General features: G+C 33.8%; 21 protein-coding genes, 1 pseudogene and 1 riboswitch. Of the genes and pseudogenes, 15 read left to right on the top strand and 7 right to left on the bottom strand.

Going from position 1 to position 25384, the window contains the following annotated elements:
- Positions 1–80 precede the first annotated feature (80 nt).
- The 7 genes from NRK67_16195 to NRK67_16165 all read left to right on the top strand — a co-directional run bounded on the left by NRK67_16195 (position 81) and on the right by NRK67_16165 (position 9373).
- Entirely contained in the window at positions 81–935 is an 855-nt protein-coding gene (locus tag NRK67_16195; protein ID UUV18807.1) for an arginase, read from the top strand.
- 69 nt (positions 936–1004) lie between these two features.
- Positions 1005–1382, top strand: a complete 378-nt coding sequence (locus tag NRK67_16190) for an ornithine aminomutase subunit alpha (GenBank protein UUV18806.1) — start codon at positions 1005–1007, stop codon at positions 1380–1382.
- Positions 1382–3583 carry a D-ornithine 4,5-aminomutase subunit OraE gene (gene oraE, locus NRK67_16185; protein ID UUV18805.1) on the top strand — a complete coding sequence of 734 codons (2202 nt, stop codon included), beginning with the start codon at positions 1382–1384 and terminating at the stop codon, positions 3581–3583. Before NRK67_16190 ends, oraE begins: the two co-directional genes overlap by 1 nt.
- A 183-nt stretch (positions 3584–3766) precedes the next feature.
- Complete coding sequence (locus NRK67_16180; protein UUV18804.1) at positions 3767–5152, top strand: GlmL-related ornithine degradation protein; 1386 nt, start codon at positions 3767–3769, stop codon at positions 5150–5152.
- Positions 5149–6213 (top strand): ornithine racemase Orr, encoded by a 1065-nt coding sequence (orr, locus tag NRK67_16175; GenBank protein UUV18803.1) that lies wholly within the window; start codon positions 5149–5151, stop codon positions 6211–6213. Before NRK67_16180 ends, orr begins: the two co-directional genes overlap by 4 nt.
- Before the next feature lie 48 nt (positions 6214–6261).
- A riboswitch (Lysine riboswitch) is annotated at positions 6262–6445 on the top strand.
- Between the two features lie 103 nt (positions 6446–6548).
- Complete coding sequence (gene nhaC, locus NRK67_16170) at positions 6549–7958, top strand: Na+/H+ antiporter NhaC (GenBank protein UUV18802.1); 1410 nt, start codon at positions 6549–6551, stop codon at positions 7956–7958.
- Positions 7959–8047: 89 nt separating this feature from the next.
- Entirely contained in the window at positions 8048–9373 is a 1326-nt protein-coding gene (locus tag NRK67_16165; protein UUV18801.1) for a sodium:solute symporter family protein, read from the top strand.
- A gap of 57 nt (positions 9374–9430) precedes the next feature.
- Here the strand turns inward: NRK67_16165 and NRK67_16160 are convergent, their stop codons facing one another.
- Together NRK67_16160 and NRK67_16155 are read right to left on the bottom strand one after the other, a co-directional pair.
- Positions 9431–11668 carry an alpha-galactosidase gene (locus NRK67_16160; GenBank protein UUV18800.1) on the bottom strand — a complete coding sequence of 746 codons (2238 nt, stop codon included), beginning with the start codon at positions 11666–11668 and terminating at the stop codon, positions 9431–9433.
- The gene (locus NRK67_16155; GenBank protein ID UUV18799.1) at positions 11665–12228 is read right to left on the bottom strand and encodes a hypothetical protein; all 564 of its coding nucleotides are present in this window, start codon (positions 12226–12228) and stop codon (positions 11665–11667) included. Before NRK67_16155 ends, NRK67_16160 begins: the two co-directional genes overlap by 4 nt.
- 84 nt (positions 12229–12312) lie before the next feature.
- Here NRK67_16155 and NRK67_16150 point away from each other — a divergent pair, with 84 nt between their 5' ends.
- Positions 12313–13449, top strand: coding sequence for a response regulator (locus NRK67_16150; protein ID UUV18798.1), 1137 nt, complete (start codon positions 12313–12315; stop codon positions 13447–13449).
- Entirely contained in the window at positions 13430–14035 is a 606-nt protein-coding gene (locus tag NRK67_16145) for a response regulator transcription factor (protein ID UUV18797.1), read from the top strand. The genes NRK67_16150 and NRK67_16145 overlap by 20 nt, the downstream gene beginning before the upstream one ends.
- A gap of 58 nt (positions 14036–14093) precedes the next feature.
- Here the strand turns inward: NRK67_16145 and NRK67_16140 are convergent, their stop codons facing one another.
- The 4 genes and pseudogenes from NRK67_16140 to rocD form a co-directional block, all read right to left on the bottom strand.
- Positions 14094–14291: a YwbE family protein gene (locus tag NRK67_16140; protein UUV18796.1), complete on the bottom strand. Its 198-nt coding sequence runs from the start codon at positions 14289–14291 to the stop codon at positions 14094–14096.
- Between the two features lie 77 nt (positions 14292–14368).
- On the bottom strand, positions 14369–15469 hold the full coding sequence (locus NRK67_16135; GenBank protein UUV18795.1) for a dipeptide epimerase: 1101 nt from the start codon (positions 15467–15469) through the stop codon (positions 14369–14371).
- Positions 15470–15653: 184 nt separating this feature from the next.
- Positions 15654–16615: pseudogene (locus tag NRK67_16130) on the bottom strand (IS30 family transposase).
- Between the two features lie 125 nt (positions 16616–16740).
- A complete protein-coding gene (rocD, locus tag NRK67_16125) occupies positions 16741–17925 on the bottom strand; it encodes an ornithine--oxo-acid transaminase (protein UUV18794.1) in 1185 nt (394 codons plus the stop codon).
- Between the two features lie 217 nt (positions 17926–18142).
- Between rocD and NRK67_16120 the strand changes: the two genes are divergently transcribed.
- The gene (locus NRK67_16120; GenBank protein UUV18793.1) at positions 18143–19636 is read left to right on the top strand and encodes a YifB family Mg chelatase-like AAA ATPase; all 1494 of its coding nucleotides are present in this window, start codon (positions 18143–18145) and stop codon (positions 19634–19636) included.
- A gap of 137 nt (positions 19637–19773) precedes the next feature.
- On the opposite strand, the gene NRK67_16115 is transcribed toward NRK67_16120, so the two are convergent.
- Positions 19774–20655, bottom strand: a complete 882-nt coding sequence (locus NRK67_16115; protein UUV18792.1) for a proline iminopeptidase-family hydrolase — start codon at positions 20653–20655, stop codon at positions 19774–19776.
- Between the two features lie 645 nt (positions 20656–21300).
- Here NRK67_16115 and NRK67_16110 point away from each other — a divergent pair.
- The 5 genes from NRK67_16110 (at position 21301) to NRK67_16090 (ending at position 25310) form a co-directional block, all read left to right on the top strand.
- The gene (locus tag NRK67_16110) at positions 21301–22647 is read left to right on the top strand and encodes a peptide MFS transporter (GenBank protein UUV18791.1); all 1347 of its coding nucleotides are present in this window, start codon (positions 21301–21303) and stop codon (positions 22645–22647) included.
- Between the two features lie 402 nt (positions 22648–23049).
- Positions 23050–24144, top strand: a complete 1095-nt coding sequence (ychF, locus tag NRK67_16105; GenBank protein UUV18790.1) for a redox-regulated ATPase YchF — start codon at positions 23050–23052, stop codon at positions 24142–24144.
- A 121-nt stretch (positions 24145–24265) separates the two neighbouring features.
- A complete protein-coding gene (locus NRK67_16100; protein ID UUV18789.1) occupies positions 24266–24415 on the top strand; it encodes a hypothetical protein in 150 nt (49 codons plus the stop codon).
- Entirely contained in the window at positions 24412–25035 is a 624-nt protein-coding gene (locus NRK67_16095) for an MBL fold metallo-hydrolase (GenBank protein ID UUV18788.1), read from the top strand. The genes NRK67_16100 and NRK67_16095 overlap by 4 nt, the downstream gene beginning before the upstream one ends.
- Positions 25036–25046: 11 nt before the next feature.
- A complete protein-coding gene (locus NRK67_16090) occupies positions 25047–25310 on the top strand; it encodes a metalloregulator ArsR/SmtB family transcription factor (protein UUV18787.1) in 264 nt (87 codons plus the stop codon).
- The last annotated feature ends 74 nt before the right edge of the window (positions 25311–25384 follow it).

The following is a 25384-nucleotide window of genomic DNA, read 5'->3' as shown; positions in this document are numbered from 1 at the left end:
AATTTACTGCTGAAGAACTCAATTATATTGCTCTTGAGACCAAAATGACAATAAATAAAAAAATTAAGGAGCTGAATATTTTGAAAACAAAAATAATAGGGGTACCATTAAATTTTGGAGCCAATAGGTGTGGTTTAGAATTTAGTATAAATAACTTTATAGAGAAATATCCAAAATATAGAGATAAGATAGAAGTTTTAGAGGTAGAGAGACAGGAAGAAGATTTTTCCATAAAAGGAGCTAAATATCTGAATACAGTAGCAAAAACTTGTGAAGAGTTGGCTGTGAGGGTAAATAAGATAATAAAAGATGGAGATTTTCCTATTAGTTTGGGAGGAGATCATGCTATAGCCATAGGAAGTATAGCCGGGGTGGCCAAGGAAAAAGAGATCGGTATATTATGGATGGATGCTCATGGAGACATGAATACACCTGAGATAAGTGGAACAGGGCATATACATGGGATGCCGTTAGCTACATCTGTAGGACATGGACATTCTAAATTGATAGATTGTTTCTACAATGGAACTAAGGTAAAAAAAGAAAATGTAATCTTATTTGGAACGAGAGATATAGATGAGAAGGAACAAAAATTAATCGATGAATTGGGAATCAAAAATTATACCTGGAAGATGATAGCAGAGATGGGGTTTGAAAAAGCCTTAGGTGAGGTAAAAGAGTTTTTTAAAGGTAGAAACCTGCATATCAGTTTTGATCTGGATGGGATAGATCCTGCAGAGATAACAGCTGTTGGAACACCTGTTGCAGGAGGACTTAGTCGTGAAATGGGGAAGACCCTCATATCTGAGATGATAGATACGGCATCTGTAACATCTATAGATATAGTGGAATATAATCCAATATATGAAAAGGAAGCAGAAACTTCTGAATATGTAGATGAACTGCTTCAGTTAATAGAAAAAAAGATAGATTAAATCTAATAATAATAGAGGTAGTCCAAATGGCTATCCTTGAAGTTTAACCATAGCAATAGGGGGGATAAGATGAAAGGATATTTAAAAAGAGAAGATGATTTCTCCACAAGAAGAAAACATCTGCATAATTTAACAGATGAAGAATTAAAAAATAGATTTTGGGAGTTAGCAGAAAAATTAGTGGACCCAATGTTAGATCTGGCTAAGACCCATACTACACCATCAATTGAGAGATCCGTGCTTCTCAGAATGGGATTTTCAAGTATAGAAGCTAAGCCTTTGGTAGACGGAGCAATAGATAGAGGACTTATGGGCAAGGGTGTAGGTCACTTAGTATATAAGGTATCAGAAGAAAAGAAAATTTCTATCCGACAAGCAGGGGAAGAGATGATAGAGGGGAACCATTGGGATACCCTTATGGAAATCTTTAAGGGAGGTAAAAAATAATGAAAAAATTAATACCAACTGAAAAAATGGACATAAGAGAAATATTAAATGACCTTGAAAACTACAGACCCAAGAGAAGAGGCTGGACTTGGAGAAAGAAAGTAGAAAATTTAAAGATGGGAGCATTTGAATTTACTGACTGCTCAGAACCATTAAAAAATTCTATAGGGATCCCGGCAGCTAGATATTTTGATAATTTAGACCCGCAACCTGCAGAAGTAATCACAACAGAGATAGCATCAGGAAGGTTTGAAGATGATATCAGAAGGATGAGGATGGCAGCATGGCATGGAGCAGATCATCTTATGGTAATCAGAACAGCTGGACAATCTCATTTTGATGGTTTGATAGAGGGGACACCACAAGGAATTGGAGGAGTACCTATCACGAGAAAGCAAGTAAGAGCACAGAGAAAAGCTTGTGATCTGATAGAAGAAGAGGTAGGAAGACCAATAAACTACCATTCATATGTATCTGGAGTAGCAGGACCTGACGTAGCAGTAATGTTTGCAGAAGAGGGAGTAAATGGAGCTCATCAAGATCCTCAATACAATGTACTTTATAGAAATATAAATATGGTGAGATCATTTATAGATGCAGCAGAATCAAAAAAAATAATGGGCTGGGCTGAAATGGCTCAAATAGATGGAGCCCATAATGCCAATGCAACAGCTAGAGATGCATGGAAGGTAATGCCGGAACTTATGGTTCAGCATGGACTTAATTCTATATTTTCTTATAAATCAGGTATAAAGAAAGAAAATATATGTTTATCTACAGTACCTCCTACAGCAGCACCGGCACCATCTATGAAATTTGACCTGCCATATGCAGTAGCTCTGAGAGATTTATTTACAGAGTATAAGATGAGAGCTCAGATGAACACAAAATATATCACTTCATCATCTAGAGAAGCTACAGTTACCCATGTAATGAATATGATGATCTCTAGGTTGACAAGTGCGGATATTCAATCTACAATCACACCTGACGAAGGTAGAAATGTACCTTGGCATGTATATAATATAGAGGCCTGTGATACAGCTAAACAGACTTTAGTAGGGCTGGATGGGTTACTGGAGATGGTAGAGATAAGAAAAGACGGATACCTTCCAAAAATGGTAAGAGAATTAAAGGAAAGAGCTGTACTTTATCTGGAAGAGATGATGGAAACAGGTGGGTATTTTGAAGCTGTAGAGAAGGGATTCTTTGTAGATTCCGGTAATTATCCTGAGAAAAATGGTGATGGAATAGGCAGGAAAAAAGATGGCGGAGTAGGAGCTGGAAGAGTATTCGCAAGAGATGAAGACTATATGGCACCTGTAACAGGTCATTTTGGGAATAATAATATAGATCAATATGGAGCTGAAAATCCAGCTGATTTAATCGGTGGATGCACATTTGAAGACCCGGATAAGATTGTATATATCGATGAATTAGATGATGTAGACAACGTAAATGTAAGGATGGCAGAAAATGAGGAATATAGATCTACATCAAAGATTAAACCAGAGGTAGAATGGCTGGCTGACGGTACTGTACAGATAGAGTTATTCCTGCCTACAAGTCAAAGGGTAGCAGAATTTGCAGCTATTGAATTTGCTAAAAAAATGAACCTGACAAATCCAGAGGTAATCCATTCTGAAGTTATGCATATAAGTGAGGGAACTAGAATCCAGGTAAAAGGAAAGGTTGAATTTGATCTGGATCTAGAGAGTTTAGTAATACCACCAGAAGCAGAAGTTATGTCAGATGATGAGATCAGAGAATTAGTAGAAAAATATGATATGAAGATAGTGGCAGGAACAGTAGGAGAAGATGAACATTCAGTAGGACTTCGTGAAGTTATAGATATAAAACATGGAGGAGTAGAAAAATTTGGAATGGAAGTTGAATATTTAGGAACTTCTGTACCTTGTGAGAAACTAATTGATGCAGCAGTAGAATTAAATGCAGATGTAGTTTTAGCTTCTACAATCATATCCCATGATGATATTCACTATAAGAATATGAAAAAGTTACATGAATTAGCTATTGAAAAAGGTATCAGAGATAAGATAATTATCTGTGCTGGCGGTACTCAGGTAACCCCTGAAATAGCTAGAAAAAATGGTATGGATGAAGGTTTCTCAAAGAACGACAGGGGAGTAAATGTAGCTTCATTCTTGGTAAAAAGAAAGAAAGAGATGATGGAAAAATAGAGTTACTTTTCTAAATAAATGTTTTACCCTTCATAGGAGGGGGCCTGCAGCAGTAGTTTTAATATAAAAATTACTGCTTGGGTTTCTTTCTTTGAGGTTCCCATTTAAAGTTGAGTATTTAATATATTTAATTTGATATTCCAGGAAGATATCACAAAAGAAAGAGGGTAGAGGAGCAGAGATATGAAAATAGATGTTTTGGTAGCAGAGATAGGAAGTACTACAACAGTTGTTAATGCCTTTGGAAATTTAAATGGAGAAAGTCCAAAATTTATAGGGCAGGGACAAGCTCCTACCACGGTAGATCAAGGGGATGTTAATCTGGGTCTTATGGATGCTACATATGATCTAGAAGAAAAACTGGGGATTAAAGAGTTGGAATATGATGAGTTCTTAGCTACAAGTAGTGCAGCAGGGGGCTTGAAGATGACTGTTCATGGATTGGTGTACGATATGACAGCTAAAGCAGCAAAGGAAGCGGCACTAGGAGCAGGAGCAAACATTCATATGGTAACATCGGGAAAATTGAGAAGAACAGATCTAAAGGAGATAGAAAAAATAAGACCGAATATAATTTTACTTGCTGGAGGAGTGGATTATGGTGAGCGGGACACAGCTCTATACAATGCAGAACTTCTAGCTAAACTTGATTTGGATACTCCTATAATATATGCAGGAAATATTCAGAATTGTGAGGAGATAAAATTAATATTTGAGGACTATGGGAAAGAAAAACTTTTAAAAATAGTAGAAAATGTATATCCAAAAATAGATCGGTTAAATGTAGAGCCTGTAAGACGTGTAATTCAAGATGTTTTTGAAGAGCATATAATTCATGCTCCAGGGATGGAGAGGGTAAGAGATATAGTAAGCGGGCCTATAGTACCTACGCCGGGAGCTGTAATGGAATCCTCTAAGATCTTAAAAGAAGTTATAGGAGATCTGGTCACTATAGATGTGGGAGGAGCAACTACGGATATCCACTCGGTAACTGACGGCAGTGAGGAGATAACGAGGATTTTAATCTCTCCAGAACCTGTAGCCAAAAGAACTGTAGAGGGGGATCTAGGAGTATACGTAAATATGAGAAATATAGTTGAGATAGTCGGGGAAAAAAACTTAGCCAAGGAATTATCTGTTGAAGAAGATGAATTGACAGAGCATCTTTTGAATTTCCCTCCTATTCCTAAAAGTGAAATGGAGATAAAAATAGTAGAGATCTTGACAGAAAAAGCAGTGATTATGTCGGTTCATCGGCATGCTGGGGGATATAGACATCTCTTTGGTGAAACTAAAAAAACTCTGGCTGAGGGAAAAGATCTGACCAGTATTAAGTGGATAATAGGGACTGGGGGAGCGTTAACCCGTATACCTAATAGAATAGAGATCTTAAAAAAAGTAGCTATGAGTAATAAGGGAGATAAACTCCTGCCTACGCCAGAGGCAAAATTATTGATAGATAATGATTATATTATGGCTTCTTTGGGAGTCCTTTCAAAATATAATAAAGAATCAGCAGTTAGATTGTTGAAAAAAAGTTTAAAAATAGAGGAGGTGGAAACTTTATGACTGAATACCCAAGAGTAGTAGTAGATCTAAGTAAGATCGGAGAAAATGTAAAATTTTTGACAAAAAAATGCAAGGAATCCCAAATAGATGTAGTGGGAGTAACCAAGGTTTTTTCAGGGAGTATAGAGATAGCTAAGGTATTGGTAGAGGGAGGAGTAAGATATTTAGGAGATTCTAGAGTGGAAAATTTAAAAAAATATGAAAACCTGGATGTTCCCAAGATAATGATTCGTTTGCCAATGAGATCTCAGATAAAAGAGGTGATAAAACACGTAGATATAAGTTTAAACAGTGAAATATCTACTATAGCTCTTTTGAATGAAGAGGCCGGCAAACAGTATAGAGTCCATAGAATCATCCTGATGCTTGAATTAGGAGATCTTCGAGAGGGGATCCTGCCAGAAGATGTAGAGAGGTATATGGAACAAATAAATTCTATGAAAAATATTAAATTAGAGGGAATAGGTGTGAATCTAACGTGTTACGGAGGAATTATTCCTAGTTTCGATAATTTAGGGCAATTAGAAAAAGTTTCAGATTTAATAGAGGAAAAATATAATTTAAAGCTAAATATTATATCAGGGGGAAATTCCAGCAGTTTGGATCTATTGTGGAAAAACAACATGCCTCCTAAAATAAATAACTTAAGGCTGGGGGAATCACTTATCTTTGGTCGTGAAACGGCTTATGGAAAAGATCTCGAGGGCTGTTTCTATGATAGTGTAAAATTAGAAGTAGAAATAATAGAGTTAAAGGAAAAGCAATCTTATCCAGTTGGGGAGATCGGACTCAATGCTTTTGGAGAAAAACCTGTATTTGTCGATAGAGGAAAGAGAAAAAGGGCTATTTTGGCTATTGGAAAACAAGATGTAGATCAGTCTAATTTAGAACCAATGGATGAAAAGTTAATAATATTAGGTGCCAGCAGTGATCATTTGGTGTTGGATGTAACTGATTCAAAAAGGGAATATAAGGTAGGAGATATCGTGGAATTTAAGCTAGATTATGGATCTCTTTTACAGTTGACCACGTCACCCTATGTGAAAAAGGTATTTGATTAAATTTGACAAAGTTAATAGATTATTATAGAATAACTCTCAGAAAAGAAAAATTTAGATAGAGGTTGCAAATATTAAAAAGTAATTTTAGGCTAGTTATGACAAGCTTTGACCCTGAGATGAAAGGTAAATTTGCCGAAATGCGAAGAAAAAAGTCAGAATTCTTTGTGTTGGGATTATGGAGAATACCCATAAGACTGTCACCATATAAAATTGGTGATGTGCTATTAAATGATTTTGAGCATAGACCTTATTTAAGTTTTATTGTTGGAGTTATTGGTAGCGTTATCGATAGCTCTTTTTTGTTACTTATAAAAAAAAACAGGAGGGAATTGATTATGGGGAGTAAGATGAAAAAGGAAACGACATTTATGTATGCACTGATACCATTGTTATTCTTAATAGGTAGTTTATTTTATGCAATTCAAATTGCACACATTGACGTACACATACCTATCTTAGTATCGGCATTTTTTGCAGCTGGAGTAGCTATATTTGGTTTAAATTACACATGGAAAGAGATAGAAGAAGGAATGGTTGAAACTATTAAGATGGCTTTAGGTGCAATTATAATTCTTATGATAATTGGAATGGTAGTAGGAACTTGGATTCAGTCTGGTGTAGTACCAACTATGATATTTTATGGATTAAAGATCTTGTCACCTGGAATATTTTTACCGGCAACAGTTATCATATGTGCTATTGTATCGGTAGCAACAGGTTCATCATGGACAACAGCGGCAACAGTAGGTATAGCACTTATTGGTGTAGGAGAGGGACTTGGAATACCTAGAAATATAGTAGCCGGTGCAATTATTTCCGGAGCATATATGGGGGATAAATTATCACCATTATCAGATACAACAAATTTAGCACCAGCAATGGCAGGAGCTACACTATTTGAGCATATTAAGCATATGTTGTATACAACAGTACCTAGTTTCATTATCTCTATAATTTTATTTGGATTTATTGGAAGTAAATATACAGGATCTGCGCTAAATACAGAGATGATTGATGGAATATTAGCTACTCTAAGTGGAAACTTTAATATTAGCCCATTATTATTATTAGTACCGATTATTGTTATCGGAGCAGTAATAATGAAAGTTCCTGCAATACCTGGATTATTCGGTGGAGCTATCCTGGGTGGAATAGCAGCAATGGTCTTCCAAGGAGCGTCATTGGGATCAGTATTTTCAACTTTACACTATGGTTATTCAGCTGAATCGGGATTACCGATGGTAGACGACCTATTAAATAGAGGGGGATTAGACTCTATGATGTGGACTGTTTCACTAATTCTTTGTGCTATGATCTTAGGTGGAATAATGGAAAAGACACAAATGTTAGCAACTTTAGCAATGAAGATTTTATCTGTAGCACACTCTACTGGAAACTTGATCTTAGTAACTATATTGACACCGATTTTTGTAAACTCAATAGCAGGAGATCAATATCTTTCAATAGTTGTACCAGGAAGAATGTTTAAAGATGCATATACAGAGAAGGGATTACACCCTAAAAATCTTTCGAGATCACTAGAGGATGCAGGAACACTGACATCACCATTAATTCCTTGGAACACATGTGGAGCTTATATGATAGCTACCTTAGGGCTGGCACCATGGACTTATGTTCCGTATTGTTTCTTAAACTTAATCAATCCAATTATAGCTATAATCTATGGATATACAGGATTTTCAATTGAGAAGGTAGAAAAGGAAAAAGTAGAAGCAGAAGCATAAAAAAAATAAATCCCTCCTAATTTTAGGAGGGATTTTTACTTTAAAGAATATGATATAATATCTGTATTATAATTTTTAGGAGTGGTTAAATGAATCAGGTGATTTTAAGTTTATATTTTTTCTTAGTTATCTTTATAGGATATAGTTCTTACAAAAAAATTAGAGGAACGAAAGACTATTTTATAGCCGGAAAAGATGCCGGTGTGAAAGAAATTGCGGGAAGTCTTTTGGCCACAGTATTAGGAAGTTCAGCGATTATAGGAAGTGTTAATTTTTCTTATGCCAATGGATGGGCCGGCTCTTGGTTTATGCTCTGTGCAGCTTTAGGCCTTTTAGGCCTTTTACCCCTGGTAGACAGGTTAAAAAAATATAAAAGTTATAATTTACCGGAACTAATGGGAGAGTTTTATGGAAATGAGGTAAAGGTTCTGTCATCTATTATCATCCCCATTGCATGGATAGGTATAGTCGCAGCCCAGATAATGGGATCGGCTAAGATAATCTCTATTTTTGTGGATATAAACTATTCTACTGCAGTTATTATAAGTGGTCTGGTATTTATTGCCTATACGTTTTTAGGGGGTCAATTATCCATTATAAAAACAGATTTTATTCAGTTTTTATTTATAATAGCTGGAGTTATTCTTTGTTTTACCTATATCTTAAAAGGTGGAGGAGATATAGGCGGAGTGGGAATGATCAATGAAAAATTTGGTTATTTAGATCTTTTTATCATGATCCTTACCTATTCATCTACTTTTTTAGTGGGACCTGATATCTATTCCAGAATATTTTGTGCCAGGGATGAGGAGACGGCTAAACAAGCTATAAAATTATCCATTGTAATCTTAATTCCATTGGGCTTTATTCTAGCAGGGATAGGAGTTTATGTGAGTTCAAATTACGGGGTAGATATAGTAAAGGGATCTGTGTTGATGTTTTTAGCAGACAGAGTATTGCCCCAGCCAATAGTAATCTTACTTTACTTTGGACTGTTATCGGCAGTTATCTCCTCAGCAGATACGACCCTGCTTACTGCTTCCTCTACTTTTGCCCAGATCTTTATGAGGAACTTGAGGGAGGAGAAATCCATTAAATTAACCAGGGTATTCATCCTTATTTTTGGTGGATTTTCTATACTGGTGGCATTGAAATTTACCTTTATATTGCCGACTATGCTCCTTGCTCTGGCGGTCTATTCAGGAGCCTTTATAGTACCATGCCTGGCAGGAATTATAGGATATAGGTGTGAAAAAAAATATGCTATATCAGGAATTTTATTGGGAGGAGGTCTGGCTCTCTGCGGTAAATTAATGGGAGGAACATCAGGAAATCTCATAATTATTTTTTCATTCTTGATGAACTTTATAATCTTGGCAGTGGGAAGGCCTAGAGAGGTTAGAGTAAAAAGTTAGTAAATAAATAAAAAAACCTCCTAAACTTAGATAATTCTAAGTTTAGGAGGTTTTTTATTATATTGCTGTAATTTTTATGATTCGACTTTTAAAATCTCCAATACTTTCATTTAAAGGAGATGTTCCAAAAAAGGTTTTTCCAAAAATTAATCCTGAGTTCATAAGTTCGTCCCCCTTACCTTTTTTATTTTGAATGGAGGAATCACTTTCAACTTTATATTCAAGATCAGGGTCTAAGCCTGTTAATTTTAAACGATCAAAGCCGTAGTTAGCATTGATTAATCTGGTATAGTCTCCTACAATAGCTTCTCTTTTATCTTTACTTACAACCATCCAGGAAGTATTTTCACCTTTATATGGAGAACGCAATCTATAAAAATCTCCAAATTGGAATAGCTTTCTATTATTTTTCATAAAAATTATTTGATTTTTGACTAAATTCTGCTCCACTAATGTTATTTTATTTAGGTCCAGTTCATATCCAAAACTTCCAAAATAAGCTACACTGGCTCTAAAATTTATATCTGTTATACGTCCTGTCTGATGATTGGGAACTGCTGAAATATGAGCTCCCATGGAACTAATAGGATATACCATAGATGTTCCATATTGAATTTTTAATCGGTCTACAGCATCGGTGTTATCACTAGTCCAGCCTTGAGGCATATAGTAGAGCATTCCGCCATCAAATCTATTCCCGCCGCTGGCACAAGACTCAAATAATATATGAGGGAATTCTTTAGTTATTTTTTCTAAGAGCTCGTATAATCCTAAGATATATCTATGAGCTACTTCACCTTGTTTTGTATAAGGCAGATTATTGGACATAATTTCAGTCATGGGACGATTCATATCCCACTTTATATAGGAGATAGATGATGTTTTTATTATTTTTTCAAGACTTTCATAGATATAATCTCTCACATCTTCTCTGGAAAAATCCAGGGTAAATTGTTTTCTGCTTGGAGTTCCTTTACGATTAGGAACTTCTAAGATCCAATCAGGATGGGAGCGATAAAGGTCGCTATTTTTATTGACCATCTCAGGTTCAAACCATAATCCAAATTTTAACCCCATTTCCTCAATTTTTTTTGAAAGTCCGTTAATCCCGCTAGGGAGTTTACTATAGTTTACTGTCCAATCTCCCAATCCCTGACTGTCATCATTCCTGGCTCCAAACCATCCGTCATCCAATACGAATAATTCTATTCCCAATTCCTCAGCTTTTGCAGCAATATTTAAAATTTCCTTTTCGTTAAAATCAAAATATGTGGCTTCCCAGTTATTTAGGAGGATGGGTCTTTCTTTATCCCTATAGATTCCCTTTGCCAGTCTGGTTCTATAAAGGGTATTAAAAGTCTTACTCATATGAGAAATACCTTTGTTAGAATAAACCATTACAGCTTCCGGTGATTGAAACTCCTTCTGAGATTCTAATTCCCAATTAAAATTAAATGGATTTATTCCCATGGAAACCCTTGTAATACCATAGTGGTCCTCTTCTACACTCCCTTTGAAATTACCGCTATAGATCAGGTTAAAGCCGAAAACTTCTCCTACTTTTTCATCTACATAGCCTCTTTTGAGCCCTATAAATGGATTATGGTTGGCACTGCTGGTTCCCCTGCTGCTGTTGATAGATAGTTTTCCGTGTTTTACTTCTCTTTCTATAAATTGCCTTTCCCTGCTCCATCCTCCAGAAAGGTGGAAGATCGAGTAGTTATCTCTGTCAAGGTCCAAACTCATACTCATAAGTCTTTTGATATTTAAAAATTCACTGGAATTGTTTATGACTTTAACATTTCTTGTGATTACAGGGAAATCTCGATAGATTGTATAGGTCAATATTAATTCACTTTCAATAACTTTATCTTCTAATGTAAGTTCTAAGGTAAGGGCTTCTTTGCCGTCTTCTACATAAGTTGCAGGCAGTGATTCTAAAGATGGCTTACCTGAGATGACTCTATAACTTTTATATTTAAAATCTGTAAGGGTACTTCCATTTTTTTGTAAAATTTCTATAGCTGGTTCTCGGTAGTCCCCTTGACCAAAGCTTGGATACTCAGCTTTTACTGTGTCTAGTGTAAATCCAAAGTTATCTTCAAATATATTGGGAGTATCCGGTAAGACATAGTCGGATTCCTGGATCATATGGGAAAAATCATTTTGATGTTCAATCTTAGCTCCATAGTAGAGGTTTCCAATATGATTATTTTTTAGAGGGGCAATTATATAACTTATCTCGTTATTTTGCAGGTGAAATTGTAATTTTTTTTTATTTATAAATATATTCATAGCTGATCTCCTTGAAATAGTAGTTTAAATGATTCGATTTGCAGGATAAAGATAAAAAACCAAAGGATTGGCATGGTCAAAGACAGAAAAACAAAACCTAGTGTTATCAGGATAAAGAGAATAGATTTTACAGGATTAGTATTACCTTTTATAAAAGCTGCCTTGACTATATCCATAACATAAAATTCTTTATCTTTTACCATATAAATTAGATGTAAGTAAGTGATTAATATCTCCACTAAAAAAAATACTGTAACTCCTATAATAAAGATATTAAAATTATTTTCGATAAAAAATAGAGTAAGATAGATAAAAAAAAGTATTAAGATAAAAGATGTAGAAGAGATCAGCATCTTTTTTAATAAGTTTTTTTTAAACTCTTTAAAATAATTTTTTGTTTTAAGATTGGTATCTAAAACATTCATCTTATACCCAGCATTGACTGCTGAAGCCATGGTTATAATAGGAAGAGAAGATAAACAAATCAAAAAATTTAAATAGATAATATTATACAGAATATTTCCACTTCTATAAAATTTTGAATCCAGTATGTGCTTCATAGATTACCTCCTAAAATTAAAATTTATTTAACAGCTCCATCGGTCATTCCTTTTACAAAGTATTTTTGCAGTGAAACATATAAAATGACAATAGGTATGATTGCAATCACTGCTGTAGCAGCAGCAGCTCCCAGATTACTAGATAATTGTTCAAATAAATCATTTTATTCTGATGGATTAAAAATATACCAGATAATAAATAACCTTGTAAACAATGCTATTAAATATACTGAGGCGGGATTTGTTTTTTTTGAAATACAAAATAAAGATAAATATCTATTTATAGATGTCTTTGACAGCGGTATGGGTATTTCAACTGAAAATTTAAAAATAATATTTGAACCCTTTGAACAGGTAGATAACCAAAAAAATGGATTGGGATTGGGATTAAATATTATAAAAAATTATATTGAATCTCTAAAAGGTAAACTAGAGGTAATCAGTCATTTAGAAAAAGGAAGTCATTTTAAAGTTAAAATTCCAATTTTTCAAACATCAAATTTAAATTTAATGGAAAATTTAGAAAAAGTTTGGTTGAAAAATCTAGAGGGAGAGAGAAGGAAAATAACTTTAAAAGCAATAATCAGGTTACCTAAAAAAATCAAAGCCCTGAAAGAGGCTGTAGATAATAAAGATATACTGAATGCAAAAAAAATAAACCATATGATACTAGGAGTTAGCGGAAATTTTAAATTTGATGAGATCTATCAGCTGAGTAAAAAAATAGCAGAAAATTTAAATTTTGATCTTGGGAATACGGAGTTAGAGTTAAATTCCATGAAACAAATAATTAATTCTATTGATTACAGACAAATATTTGGTTCTTTGATTGAATCAGAAGGAAGAAAATACAGGATTCTATTGGCTGATGATACTGCTGAAAATAGGGAATTAGTAAGAGAAATGTTAAAAATAAAATGTATAGAATTAAAATCTGTAGATAATGGTAAGAAAGTCTTAGAGATATTAGAAAAAGAGTACTTTGATTTAATTCTATTGGATATACAGATGCCTGTTTTAAATGGAATTGAGGTTTTAAAAGCAATGAAGGAAAAAAATAAAGATATCCCTGTGATTTCACTAACGGCAGAGGCTATAAAAGGATGCAGAAAAAAACACCTTAGTCTGGGGTTTAAAGAATATATTTCCAAACCTATAGATGAAGTTGAGTTTTATAATAAAATAGAGGAGATTTTACATTATGAAGATTTTAGTTGTTGAGGATAACTATGAAACTAGAGAGCTGATCTCGATTACTCTAAAAAAAATAGGTGTTATTGAAAGGGCTAGAACTGGTGAAGAAGGGTTGGAGAAATTATTTCTTAACAATCATTCGATTGTAATATTAGATTTAGAACTACCTGGAATTAGTGGTGAAGATGTGTGTAAACGAATAAGAAAAAATCAGGATAGATATGGGGGTCCAATCATTATTATTCTCACAGCCTCAACTGAGCAAAGCAATGTTATTAATGGTCTTGAGATAGGAGCAGACGATTATATAAAAAAACCATTTGATCTGGATGAGCTTTACCTCAGAGTGAATGCTATCTCTAAAAGGATAAAAGATAGGGAGGAAATCATAACCTATAAAGATATAAGTCTTAATGAGAAAACTTTTACCTGTAGATTTGATCAGACAGAGATTAACCTTACAGATAAGGAGTTTAAACTATTAAATTACTTTATAAAAAATCACAATATAATTTTGACTAGAACTACTCTTTTGTACTGTGTTTGGGAAGAAAATTTTAATGAAGTTTTTGAAAGAGCTGTAGATCAGAGTATATTTTGGATTAGTTATTGAGATTATAAAAAAAAGCCTCCTACATTTAGATAATTCTAGGTGCAGGAGGCTTTTTTATTTATTTTACTATAATTTCTTTTACCCTTCCAACTTGTCCATCTGTAAGCCTTACCTTTATCCCATGGGGATGGAACTTACTGTTAGTCAGAAGATCCTGTACTGTTCCGTAAGTTAATTTACCGCTTCTTTGATCATTTTTTAAAACGATTGCTACCTCTATACCGGGTTTTATGTCACTTCTATTTCTTCCATCCATTATAATAACTCCTTCTATATATATGATTTTGTTCCAAAGAATTTTACCATGAAAATAATGACTTTTAAAGTCGATTATTATTTTATATCTTTTATGAGTTCAAATCCGGTGATATTTTTTATTCCTAAACCAGGTTCGTTGGATAAGGTTATCTCAGGTCCATCCATGGTAATCCCCCCATCTAATGGATTTTCACTGCAGAGAGCTGGACCGTCTAAATCTATCCGGGTTATAACAGAACTCCTTGCTGCTGCCAGATGAGCTGCTGCTGTAACACTTATTCCTGCTTCTAACATACAGCCAATCATACATGGAACATCATAGATCTCACAGATATTAATTATTTTTAAAGCATTTGATATTCCCCCAGTTTTCATCAATTTGATGTTGATAATATCGGCAGCTTTTCGAGTGATTACTTCTATTGCATCTTTAGGTGAAAAGATAGATTCATCTGCTAAAATTGGGGATAAGACCTCAGATGTCACCTTTATCATCCCATGGATATCGTCGGCTTTTACAGGCTGTTCTACAAAATCCAAGACAATCCCATATTCCTCAATCTTCCTGATGGCATAGATTGATTCCTTTACACTCCATCCCTGATTTGCATCTAACCGCAATTTTATATGGGATCCTACTGCTTCATAGATAGATTTTATCCTATAAATATCTTCTTCAATATTTTTGCCTACTTTTATTTTTAATTCCTCAAAGCCATTCTCTACAGCTTTGAGGCTGTCGGCTACCATCTTTTCAACGCTATCTACACTGATGGTTAGATCAGTTTTTAAATGGATGGGGCCTCCTCCTAAGACTTTATATAGAGGTTTGCTTATAGATTGTGCAAACAGGTCATAAAGAGCTATCTCAATAGCTGCCTTTGCACTGGTATTTTTAATTATTGCCTTATGTACAATATTTATCAGGTCGTTAAAATCTTCAATATTTTTGCCTATTAATTGTTTTCCTATTAAAGTTATGGCTCCGATTATAGAATCATGGGTATCACCTGTAATAACAGCAGTTGGAGGAGCTTCCCCAAAACCACTGTTATTTGTATCGGTTTTTATAATTATAACTATATCTTCTACACTTTCCACAGTTCGAAGTGCTGTTTTAAATGGTGTAATTAGTGGAACTTTGATCTTTCCAATCTCTATCTTTTCTATGATCATAATATAATCCCCCTTTTTAATAGTACTTAATAAAAGTTTACCATGAAAAATAGGATTTTATAGGAAAAAAAATCATATGAATAGAATAAAAAATAAAGGTAAACCTTCAATAAATTTTTAATTACAATTATAAAAAAAAACACATAGTGATCCTATGTGCTTAATTAAATCTTACGTTGTCAAATTAAATGCAACACTTTTCAATTTCACCCCAAAATACTTCTTTTGGGGTTTTCCAATTTAAACACTTCCTTGGTCTATTATTAATTTTGTTTACCGCTTTATAAAATTCACATCTCTTTATCTTACTAAAAATAGTCCCTTTAGGGAAAGTTCTCCTTAATAAACCGTTTGTATTCTCATTTGTTCCTCTCTCCCATGAGTGATAAGGGTTAGCAAAATAAGCTTTAATACCTAATGCTTCCTCTAATTCTTTAAATTTAGAGAATTCTTTCCCGTTATCCGATGTAAATGTTTTTATGTATTCTTTAGGTATATATTTAAAATTCTCTATTGTTGCCTCATTAAAAGTATCTGATTTTCTATTAATCATTAGCTCCGCTACAAGATATCTTGATTTCCTATCAACATAAGTCATCATAGCACCTTTTTTCCTGCGCCAACGATAGTATCGCTTTCAAAATGACCAATCTCACTTCTATCATTCGCTTCTTCAGACCTTTCTTCTATCATCTTTTTATTAGGGATTTTACCCCTTGTTTCTTTCAATCCTCTAGGCTTTTGTTTGCCTTTTCTAGTTAAAAGGTATTTAGTACTCTCCGTAAGAAAATCAAGATATATTGCTCTATAAATTGTTTTAAATGAAATAGAATATTGGTTGTCTAATTTAGCTCTTCCTGATATTTGTTCTGGACTCCAACCTGATTCTAACTTTTCTTGAATATCTACCAAAAGGATCGAATCTCTTAATTTGTGCTTTCTTCCACAAAGTTGTTTTCTTTTTTTGTATAAAAACTGGGCTTTATTAGGAGTGTACTCACCATCAACTGAATTTCTATTAATTTCTCTATAAATACTAACTCTATTTTTCTTTAATTTAGCTGCAATAAAACTAATTGATTTTTTTTGCGCTAAAAATTTAAATATACTTTCTCTTTCTTCAATGGTAAAATGTTTATGATTCATAAATACTCCTTTAATGTTTGGTCGCACTTACATTATACCAAGGAAATATTTATGAATTTTTTTTGTTGCATTTAATTATACAATTCAAGAATTTAAAAAAGAAAAAATAATCTAAAACTTAAGTTTTATCTCAACACTTTCTTTAATTTCTCTATACATATATCTAATTCTTCCTTTTTAACTACTAAAGGTGGAGCTAAACGAATTGTAAATTCGTGTGTTTCTTTACAAAGAATACCTTCATTCATTAAAGCTTCGCAGAATGGTCTTGCTGGTTTATCTAGTTCAACACCAACAAATAATCCCTTACCTCTCACTTCTTTAATATGTTTTGAATCTATCTTTTTTAATTCCTCTAATAGATAGTCTCCTAATTCTTTAGAATTTTTTACTAAGTTTTCATCCTCTAAAACATCTAACGCTGCCATAGCAACTGCACATCCTAATGGATTACCTCCAAATGTTGATCCATGATCCCCTGGTCTAAACACATCCATCACTTCTTTTGATGAGAGCATTGCAGATACCGGATACAATCCACCACTCAAAGCTTTACCTACTGTTACAACATCTGGTCTAATACCATCATGTTCAAAGGCAAAAAGTTTTCCAGTTCTACCAAATCCAGTTTGGATTTCATCACAGACCATTAAAACATTATTGGATTTTGTAATTTCTCTCACACCTTTTAAATACCCTTCAGGTGGTACAATGATACCGGCCTCACCTTGAATTGGTTCCATGATTACAGCAACGGTATTGTCTGTGATAGCATCTTCTAATGCTTTTAAATCACCAAAAGGAACAGTTTTGAAACCCGGTGTAAAGGGTCCGAAACCTTCTTTGTATTGATCTTCTGTGGAAAAAGAAATTGTACTGATTGTTCTGCCGGCAAAGTTATTTTGACAGGCAATGATTTCTGCAGACTTTACACCTTTCACTTGATAACCCCATTTTCGAACGGCCTTTAGAGCAGTTTCCACTGCTTCAGCACCTGTATTCATTGGTAAAACCTTTTCAAAACCTGTAAATTCACATAACTTCTTTACATAAGCTCCCATCTTATCGTTGTGAAAAGCTCTTGAAGTAAGTGGCATTTTTTGAGCTTGTTCAATAAGTGCGGAAACTATTCTAGGGTGTCTATGCCCCTGATTTACTGCCGAATATGCTGCTAACATATCCATATACTTATTGCCTTCTACATCTGTTACCCATATACCTTCCCCTTCTGCGATAACAATTGGAATTGGATGATAATTATGAGCGCTCCACTTTTCGACTTCATCAATCATCATTTTTGTTTTAGACATGATATAACCCCCTTTATTTTTAGTTGTATATATATTTATGCGTACATGCGTATATTTTTATACAAATTATATGTTTTAACGAGTTTATCATAATTTTTATTGGTTGTCTATAAGTATTTTATCTATATGTTATTTCTTTACCTTCTTTACAGGAAAAGATCAACTATATTCGAATATACCTAGGGAATACAGAAAAAATTAACTAGGGGTGATTTTTATGGTTTCCAAGGTGCTTAGTTCAAGTTATATAGGTATAGAATCTTATATATTGGAGGTGGAAGCTGACATTATGGCAGGCTTACCCAGCTTTAATATAGTAGGGTTAGCAGATGTGGCTATCTCTGAAAGTAAGGAAAGAGTCAGAGCTGCCGTAAAAAATAGCGGATATGAAATACCTGCAAGAAGGATAGTAATAAACCTTTCCCCTGCTGGGATCAGAAAGGAAGGGGCTTCCTTTGATCTTTCTATAGCTATAGGGATATTGGCCAGTCTAGGAGAGGTAGAAAATAAAAAATTAGAGAAATATATAGTGTTGGGAGAACTATCTTTAAATGGTAATATCAGAAAAATTGACGGAGCCATAAATTCGGTTATATGTGCTAAGGAAAATGGTATCTCAGGAATAATCCTGCCCAGGGAAAACTATTTAGAAGCCAGCGTCATAAAGGGAGTGGAGATAATACCAGTGGATAATTTGGTTCAGGTAGTTGAATTTTTAAATGATAAGATAGAGATCGAATCACCGGAAGTGGAGTCTGGTAAGGAGGAGGCCGGTTATTCAGTAGATTTTAAGGAGGTTAAGGGACAGATTCAGGCGAAAAGGTGTATAGAGATAGCAGCAGCAGGAGGACACAATTTTTATATGATAGGAACTCCGGGAGCAGGGAAATCCATGTTAGCAAAACGATTGCCTACTATATTACCCCTTATGAATGAGGATGAAATAATTGAATCAACCAAGATATACAGCAGTACAGGGCTCCTGACAAAAGATATGCCCATAATAAATAAGAGGCCATTTAGAAGTCCCCACCATAGTAGTTCTATGGTTTCTATTGTAGGAGGAGGGAGAGTTCCAAAAGCCGGCGAAATAAGTCTGGCTCATAATGGAGTTTTATTTTTAGATGAAGTTACAGAATTTCCAAGGCTGGTTTTAGAAACATTGAGACAGCCTCTGGAAGATAAAAAAGTATCTATAACCAGGGCAGAGTACAGGGTAGAGATGCCGGCAGATATGGTCCTTATAATGGCTTCAAACCCATGTCCATGTGGAAATTTATTTGAAAATAGGTGCACCTGCAGTCCATTTCAGATAAATAGGTATCAGCATAAAATTTCAGGACCCCTATTGGACAGGATAGATCTGTATTTAGAGATAAAAAAATTATCGAGATCAGAACTGTCCTCCTGCAATGAGGGGGAAAGCTCCATAGAGATAAGGGAAAGGGTAGAGAAAGCAAGGAAAATACAGTGGGAAAGGTTTGGAAATTCAAAAATTAATGGAAATATGACCCCTAAGGAGATAAAAATATACTGTAAATTAGATGATAAAAGTAAAAAAATATTGATCGATTCCATAGATGTATTTGGTCTTTCTGGAAGGAGTTATGATAAGGTGCTCAAGGTGGGAAGGACAATAGCTGATTTAGAGGGAAGTGAAAATATAGAATTATCCCATATTATGGAAGCTCTCAGTTATAGAAAAAAATAAATTATATTTAGGCTTTCTAAGTGGAAGCCTTTTTATTTTTTAGAAGATCTTAAAATTTTAAATTAAAAAAATCTAAAAAAAGGAGAGTTGTTTATCAAAATAAATCTCCTTTTTTTATTTATACTGTTGTTTAGTTTTTAGTCATTCTTGTTCAGCCATCTATTGAGGGTTTCTATATATTTATCGTTTTCTTCTACAAATGGCATATGTCGACTGTATTCAAATAACTCCCACTCTGAATTGGGAATTTTATCATACATTGTTTTTGCGACAAGGGGAGAGCAGAGATCAAGTAAACCACTGGTAACTAAACAAGGCTCTTGAATATCTTCGATTTCTTTTGTGAAATCAAAGTTTTTTAATGTTCCAGAGGGGCAAAATTCATTTTGACCCCATGCAGTTATATAAGATTCTGTTCCGGAAACTTTTGGACGTCTCAAACACTCTGGAGAATCTGGTGTTAATTCACCTGCACAATGACGAACCATAAATTCGGCTTCTGCTTTTTGGTATTCTTTCGAGGAATAATCATTAGTTTTTTCAGCTTGAGCAATGGCTTCCTGCATATCTTTTGGAAGGTATGCAACTCTTCTACGCTGCTCTTTTTCCCATATGGAAGCAGATGGTAAAGTACTGGATAGTATATAACTTTTAATTCCTTTAGGTTTGTACTCGCAAGCGTATTGAATCGCCTGCATTCCCCCCCAGGATTGGCCTAATAGATGGATTTCATCTAAATCTAAGTGTTTACGTAATTGGATTAATTCATCGATCCATGTTTGGGCACTCCATAGGTCGGGACGAGAAGGTGTGGCAGATAGACCGCAGCCCAATTGATCGTACATGATAACTGCCCGCCCATCTTCTGCTATTTTATCAAGGACTTCAAAATAGTTGTGAGTTGATCCAGGTCCTCCATGTAATAAAACCAGTGGCTTTTTATCACCTTTACATTCTCCTACTATACGGTAATAAGTTTTGTATTCTAAATACGGCATATAACCTTCGGTAACTTTCATAATAGTGCCTCCATAGTTAATTATTAAAGAGTAGTTGATAAGATTTTTTTTAAACAATAAGATTTCTGAATATCAATGAAATTTAATTTAATGGGTTGTAAAAAAAATCACAATTTTTCAGTTTATAAATACTTTATAGATGTTATTTTAGAAGTGATAAATTTATATCAAATTTAAAATAATAATTTATAAAATCCTAAGTTTTTGATTAATTTAATATATTTATAATACTATTATCTTCAAATGTCAATTGCTATATTAAACAAATCTTTGAAAAGTTAAAAAAAAGTTGTTTCAATTAAAGGAAATGTGTTACCATGTAGTACATTATAAAAAGAAAGGAAACAAACTTAGAACTTTTGATACGAAATTCAACATATGTGCAAAATATAGAACTGTTTTAAAAATTAAGCGATAAAAAAGAAAAGAGAATTAAAGTTTTTTAATATAAATGTTACTTTTAAATTATTTATCTATTATTAATTGCTTAATCTTTCACAAAGATTGAAGTTATTTGAATAATTAATAATATATAGTTATAGTATTTAAAATCATTGTTATTTATCACAATTTAAAGATAGTAACTTGATTTTTTATAAATACAAAAGCAATATCAATTTTTTTTAATCGGGGGGAATGATAAAAATGGAAAAAGCAGGGAAAAAACCATTTGGATTTTACGTATGTTCAATGGCTTTCGTATTGGAAAGATTTTCGTTTTATTCAGCTAAGTGGTTAATCGCAGTATTCTTAGTTGCAAAGATAGCAGATGGTGGATTAGGTATTGAACCAGGGGATGCAGCAAAGATGACAGCCAATTTGGTAGCATTTACTTATTTAGCGCCAATAATCGGGGGATATCTTTCAGATAAAGTATTTGGAGCCAGATACCTTGTGCCTATCGGTATGTTACTCATGGGAGCAGGTTACTTAGTGGGATGGCAGGCTAATACTACTGGGATGGTTAACTTGATGATTATCTTGCTGTCTTTAGGTACAGGGTTATTTAAGTGCCAGACAAACGCTATAACAGGTAGACTTTTTGATGATCCCGGGGAATTAGACGGTGCGTTTTCTACTCAGTATTCATTTGTTAATGTTGGTGCTTTTTTGGGGACAACTATTATCGGTTTACTTGTGGGATTTAAAGGATATTCTTTCTGTTTTTTAGTTATTGCAATAGTAATGTTTGTTAATGCAATCTTCTTTGTATATGGATGGAGATTTTTAGGGGACACAGGTAAAAAACCATTTAAAATCGCTGAAAATAAAGAGGAGAAAAAAGTTGAAGTGAAGGAAGAAAAAGTTCCTTTAACTACAATTGAAAAGAAAAGAATTGGTGCTATTGTTTTAGTGTCGATCTTCTCAATTATCTTCTGGGTACTATGGTACTTAGCATATATGCCTGTTTATTACTACTGGGGTGGAGACAACGGAGCTGCAAACTGGATGATTGGAAACTTTACAATTCCTACAGCTTGGTTTGACTCATTAAACGCATTTATGTGTATAGCATTAGGACCAATTTTAGGTAAAGTATGGTCAACGTTAGCAAAGAGACCTAAAGGTGACCTTAGTATGTTTAAAAAGACTTCTTTAGGTATGATGCTTATGGGACTATCTTATGTAATATTTGCACTAGCTGACATTTCAAGAGGAAATAATCTTGCTCCTATCGCCTGGATAATTGCAATGGGTGTTGTATTATCAACAGGTGAAATGGTGTTCTCTCCACTTGGAAATTCATTTATCGCAAAGTTCTCGCCACCAAGATTATTAACTGGGATGATGAGTATCTGGGTATTAGCGGTATTCTTTGCAGGTAAATCATATGGTTACTTATATGCATATACGCTAAAGTTTGACTTTGCGAAGGCATATCTTGTTATTGCAGCAATTGCTATCTTCGCGGGAATTATCCTTTGGGGACTAGACAAGAAGTTAAACAGTTTAGTTGTAGAGGAAGCAGAAGAAGTAGAGGTAACAGCTTAATTGGTATATTAAAGTAAATTATTTTTAAACTTAAACCTATAAATACAGGTGTTTGAAAAACATCGATATTTATAGGTTTTTTTGTTATTTAGAAAATTTATGAAATAAATAAAAAATTATAAAAACTTTAATTATGCTTTTTTGGATGGAGCATCACGTTGCTTTTTTATTACTCAAAAAATTATAAGATATAAAAAAACTTAGAAGAAATTTGAAATTTAAAAAATGTAACTTTCAGAGATTACCTTGTAATTACTTGTTATAAATGATAAAATTAATGGTAAAAAAAGCAGTGGTAAGCTGCGTTCACTTAGGAATAGTTTAAATTTTTAAAACTTAATTTATTACATAATTTTATAAATTTCTAAGCAATAAAAAAGAATTTTAGGAGGCAAAAGAAAGATGATTGGAATAGGGATCGTTGGACTACCAAATGTAGGTAAATCAACATTATTTAATGCAATAACAAAGGCAGGAGCAGCAGAAGCAGCAAACTACCCTTTTTGTACCATAGAGCCAAATGTAGGTATGGTAACAGTACCTGACAGCAGACTAGAGGAACTATCTAAGATAATAAACCCTCAGAGAGTACAACATGCTACAGTAGAGTTTACAGATATCGCAGGATTAGTAAAAGGTGCAGCCGGTGGAGAAGGGTTGGGAAATAAATTCTTAACACATATCAAAAATACCCAGGCAATATGTCAGGTTGTAAGATGTTTTGAGGATGAAAATGTAGTACATGTAGATGGCTCTGTAGATCCAATAAGAGATATCGAAGTAATAAATGCTGAACTTATCCTGGCGGATTTAGACGCTATAGAGAGAGGTATAGAAAAGCAGGCTAAATTAGTCAGAGCTAAAAACAAGGAAGCTATGGCATTGATTCCAGTGTTGGAAAAATGTAAAACTCACTTGGAAGATTCTAAGTTATTAAATACATTAAAGTTAACTCCGGAAGAGTTAGATACTATAAAGGGATACCAATTGTTAACAGTAAAGCCTATGATGTTTGCTGCTAATGTATCTGATAGTGACCTTGCTACAGGAAACGAATATGTAGAGCAGGTAATTGAATATGTAAAAGATCTTGATGCAGAGGTTGTAATCGTATCAGCTCAGGTTGAATCTGAATTACAGGAGATGGAAGAGGAAGATAGAGAAATGTTTTTAGAGGAACTAGGAGTAACTGAACCTGGATTAAACAGACTTATCCGTGGGGGATATAAGTTATTAGGTCTTCAAACTTATTTTACAGCAGGTGTAAAAGAAGTTAGAGCATGGACTATAAAGGTAGGGGACACTGCTCCTAAAGCAGCTGGAGAGATCCATACTGATTTCGAAAAAGGATTTATCAGGGCCAAAGTAGTAGGTTATGATGAATTTGTTAAAAATAATGGTTGGAAGGGTTCCCAGGAAGCAGGATCACTTAGACTTGAAGGAAAAGAGTATATTGTAAAAGACGGAGATTTAATGGAATTCTTATTCAATGTATAAAGAGTAAAGTGAAGTTATATTCATAGAAGATAACCTTAGTTTTTATAGTTTATTAAAGTAATAAAAATAAATGGGCCTCTGGGCTCATTTATTTTTATATACGAAAGATATAAAATTCACAATGGATTATGGAATTGATTGTAATTTGATAAAAAATATGTTAATGTTGTTACAAGTATTCAAATATAATTATATTGTAGACGGCCACTTTATTAAGGTGTATAATGTAAAAAAATTAAATTTATTGATGAAAGTAGGAGATAAAAGATGAATATAAAAGAATTTAAACTTGGAATGATGCCGACAAATGGTTTTTTAGTCTGGAAAGATAAAGAAGCTCTTTTATTTGATTGTGGTGGAGCCAACTTATCGGAATTAGAAAACTTTATAGAGGAAAATAATTTAACTTTAAAAAAAGTAATTTTTACCCATGGTCACTACGATCATATTGCGGGATTATTAAAATTAAAGGAGATCTATCCCAATGTAGAGGTATATATAGGGGAGGAAGAGAAGGAATTTTTTACAGATTCTGCTCTGAGTCTTTCAGATTATCTGGCTAAGATAGATTTTAAATATGAAGATAGTTACAAAACAGTAAAGGATGGAGATACTATAGATGAGTTTGTAGTGATAGATACTCCGGGACATACTCAGGGTGGAAAATGTTTTTATCATAAGGAATCAGGGATAGTTCTTGTAGGAGACACTATGTTTAAGGGAAGTTATGGAAGATATGACCTGCCGACCAGTGATGGAAAGAGCTTATTTGCCAGCTTGAAAAAGTTATGTGACACTCTGCCTGCTGATACCAAGGTATATAATGGCCATTCAGGGATGACTACTATTGGGGATGAAAAAGAAAATTTAACGAGGAATGGAATTATTTAGGGGAGGAAAAGATGACTATAGAAAAAGCAACCTTACTACTTAAGATGATGTCTAATCCAATAAGATTAGGAATTTTGAGAGAGTTATCACTTAGAGATGAAATTTGTGTAGGAAATTTGGAAGAGCTTCTAAATGTATCCCAATCCAGTGCTTCCCAGCATTTGGCACACCTCAGAAATTCAGGGATAGTATGCTCCAGAAAAAATGGGAAAAAAGTTTGTTACAAGGTTTCAGAGGAAAGTGTAAAAGATATTTTAAAAGCATTAAATATATAGTAAAGAATATGACTTTCAGTAGAAGGTCATTTTTTTTTGAAAAAGTTTAAATTTTTTTTGAATATGCTCATATA

It is taken from the genome of Fusobacteria bacterium ZRK30 (genome assembly GCA_024628785.1).
Classification (GTDB): Bacteria; Fusobacteriota; Fusobacteriia; order Fusobacteriales; family Fusobacteriaceae; genus Psychrilyobacter.
This window is presented reverse-complemented; position numbering and strand designations above follow the sequence as displayed.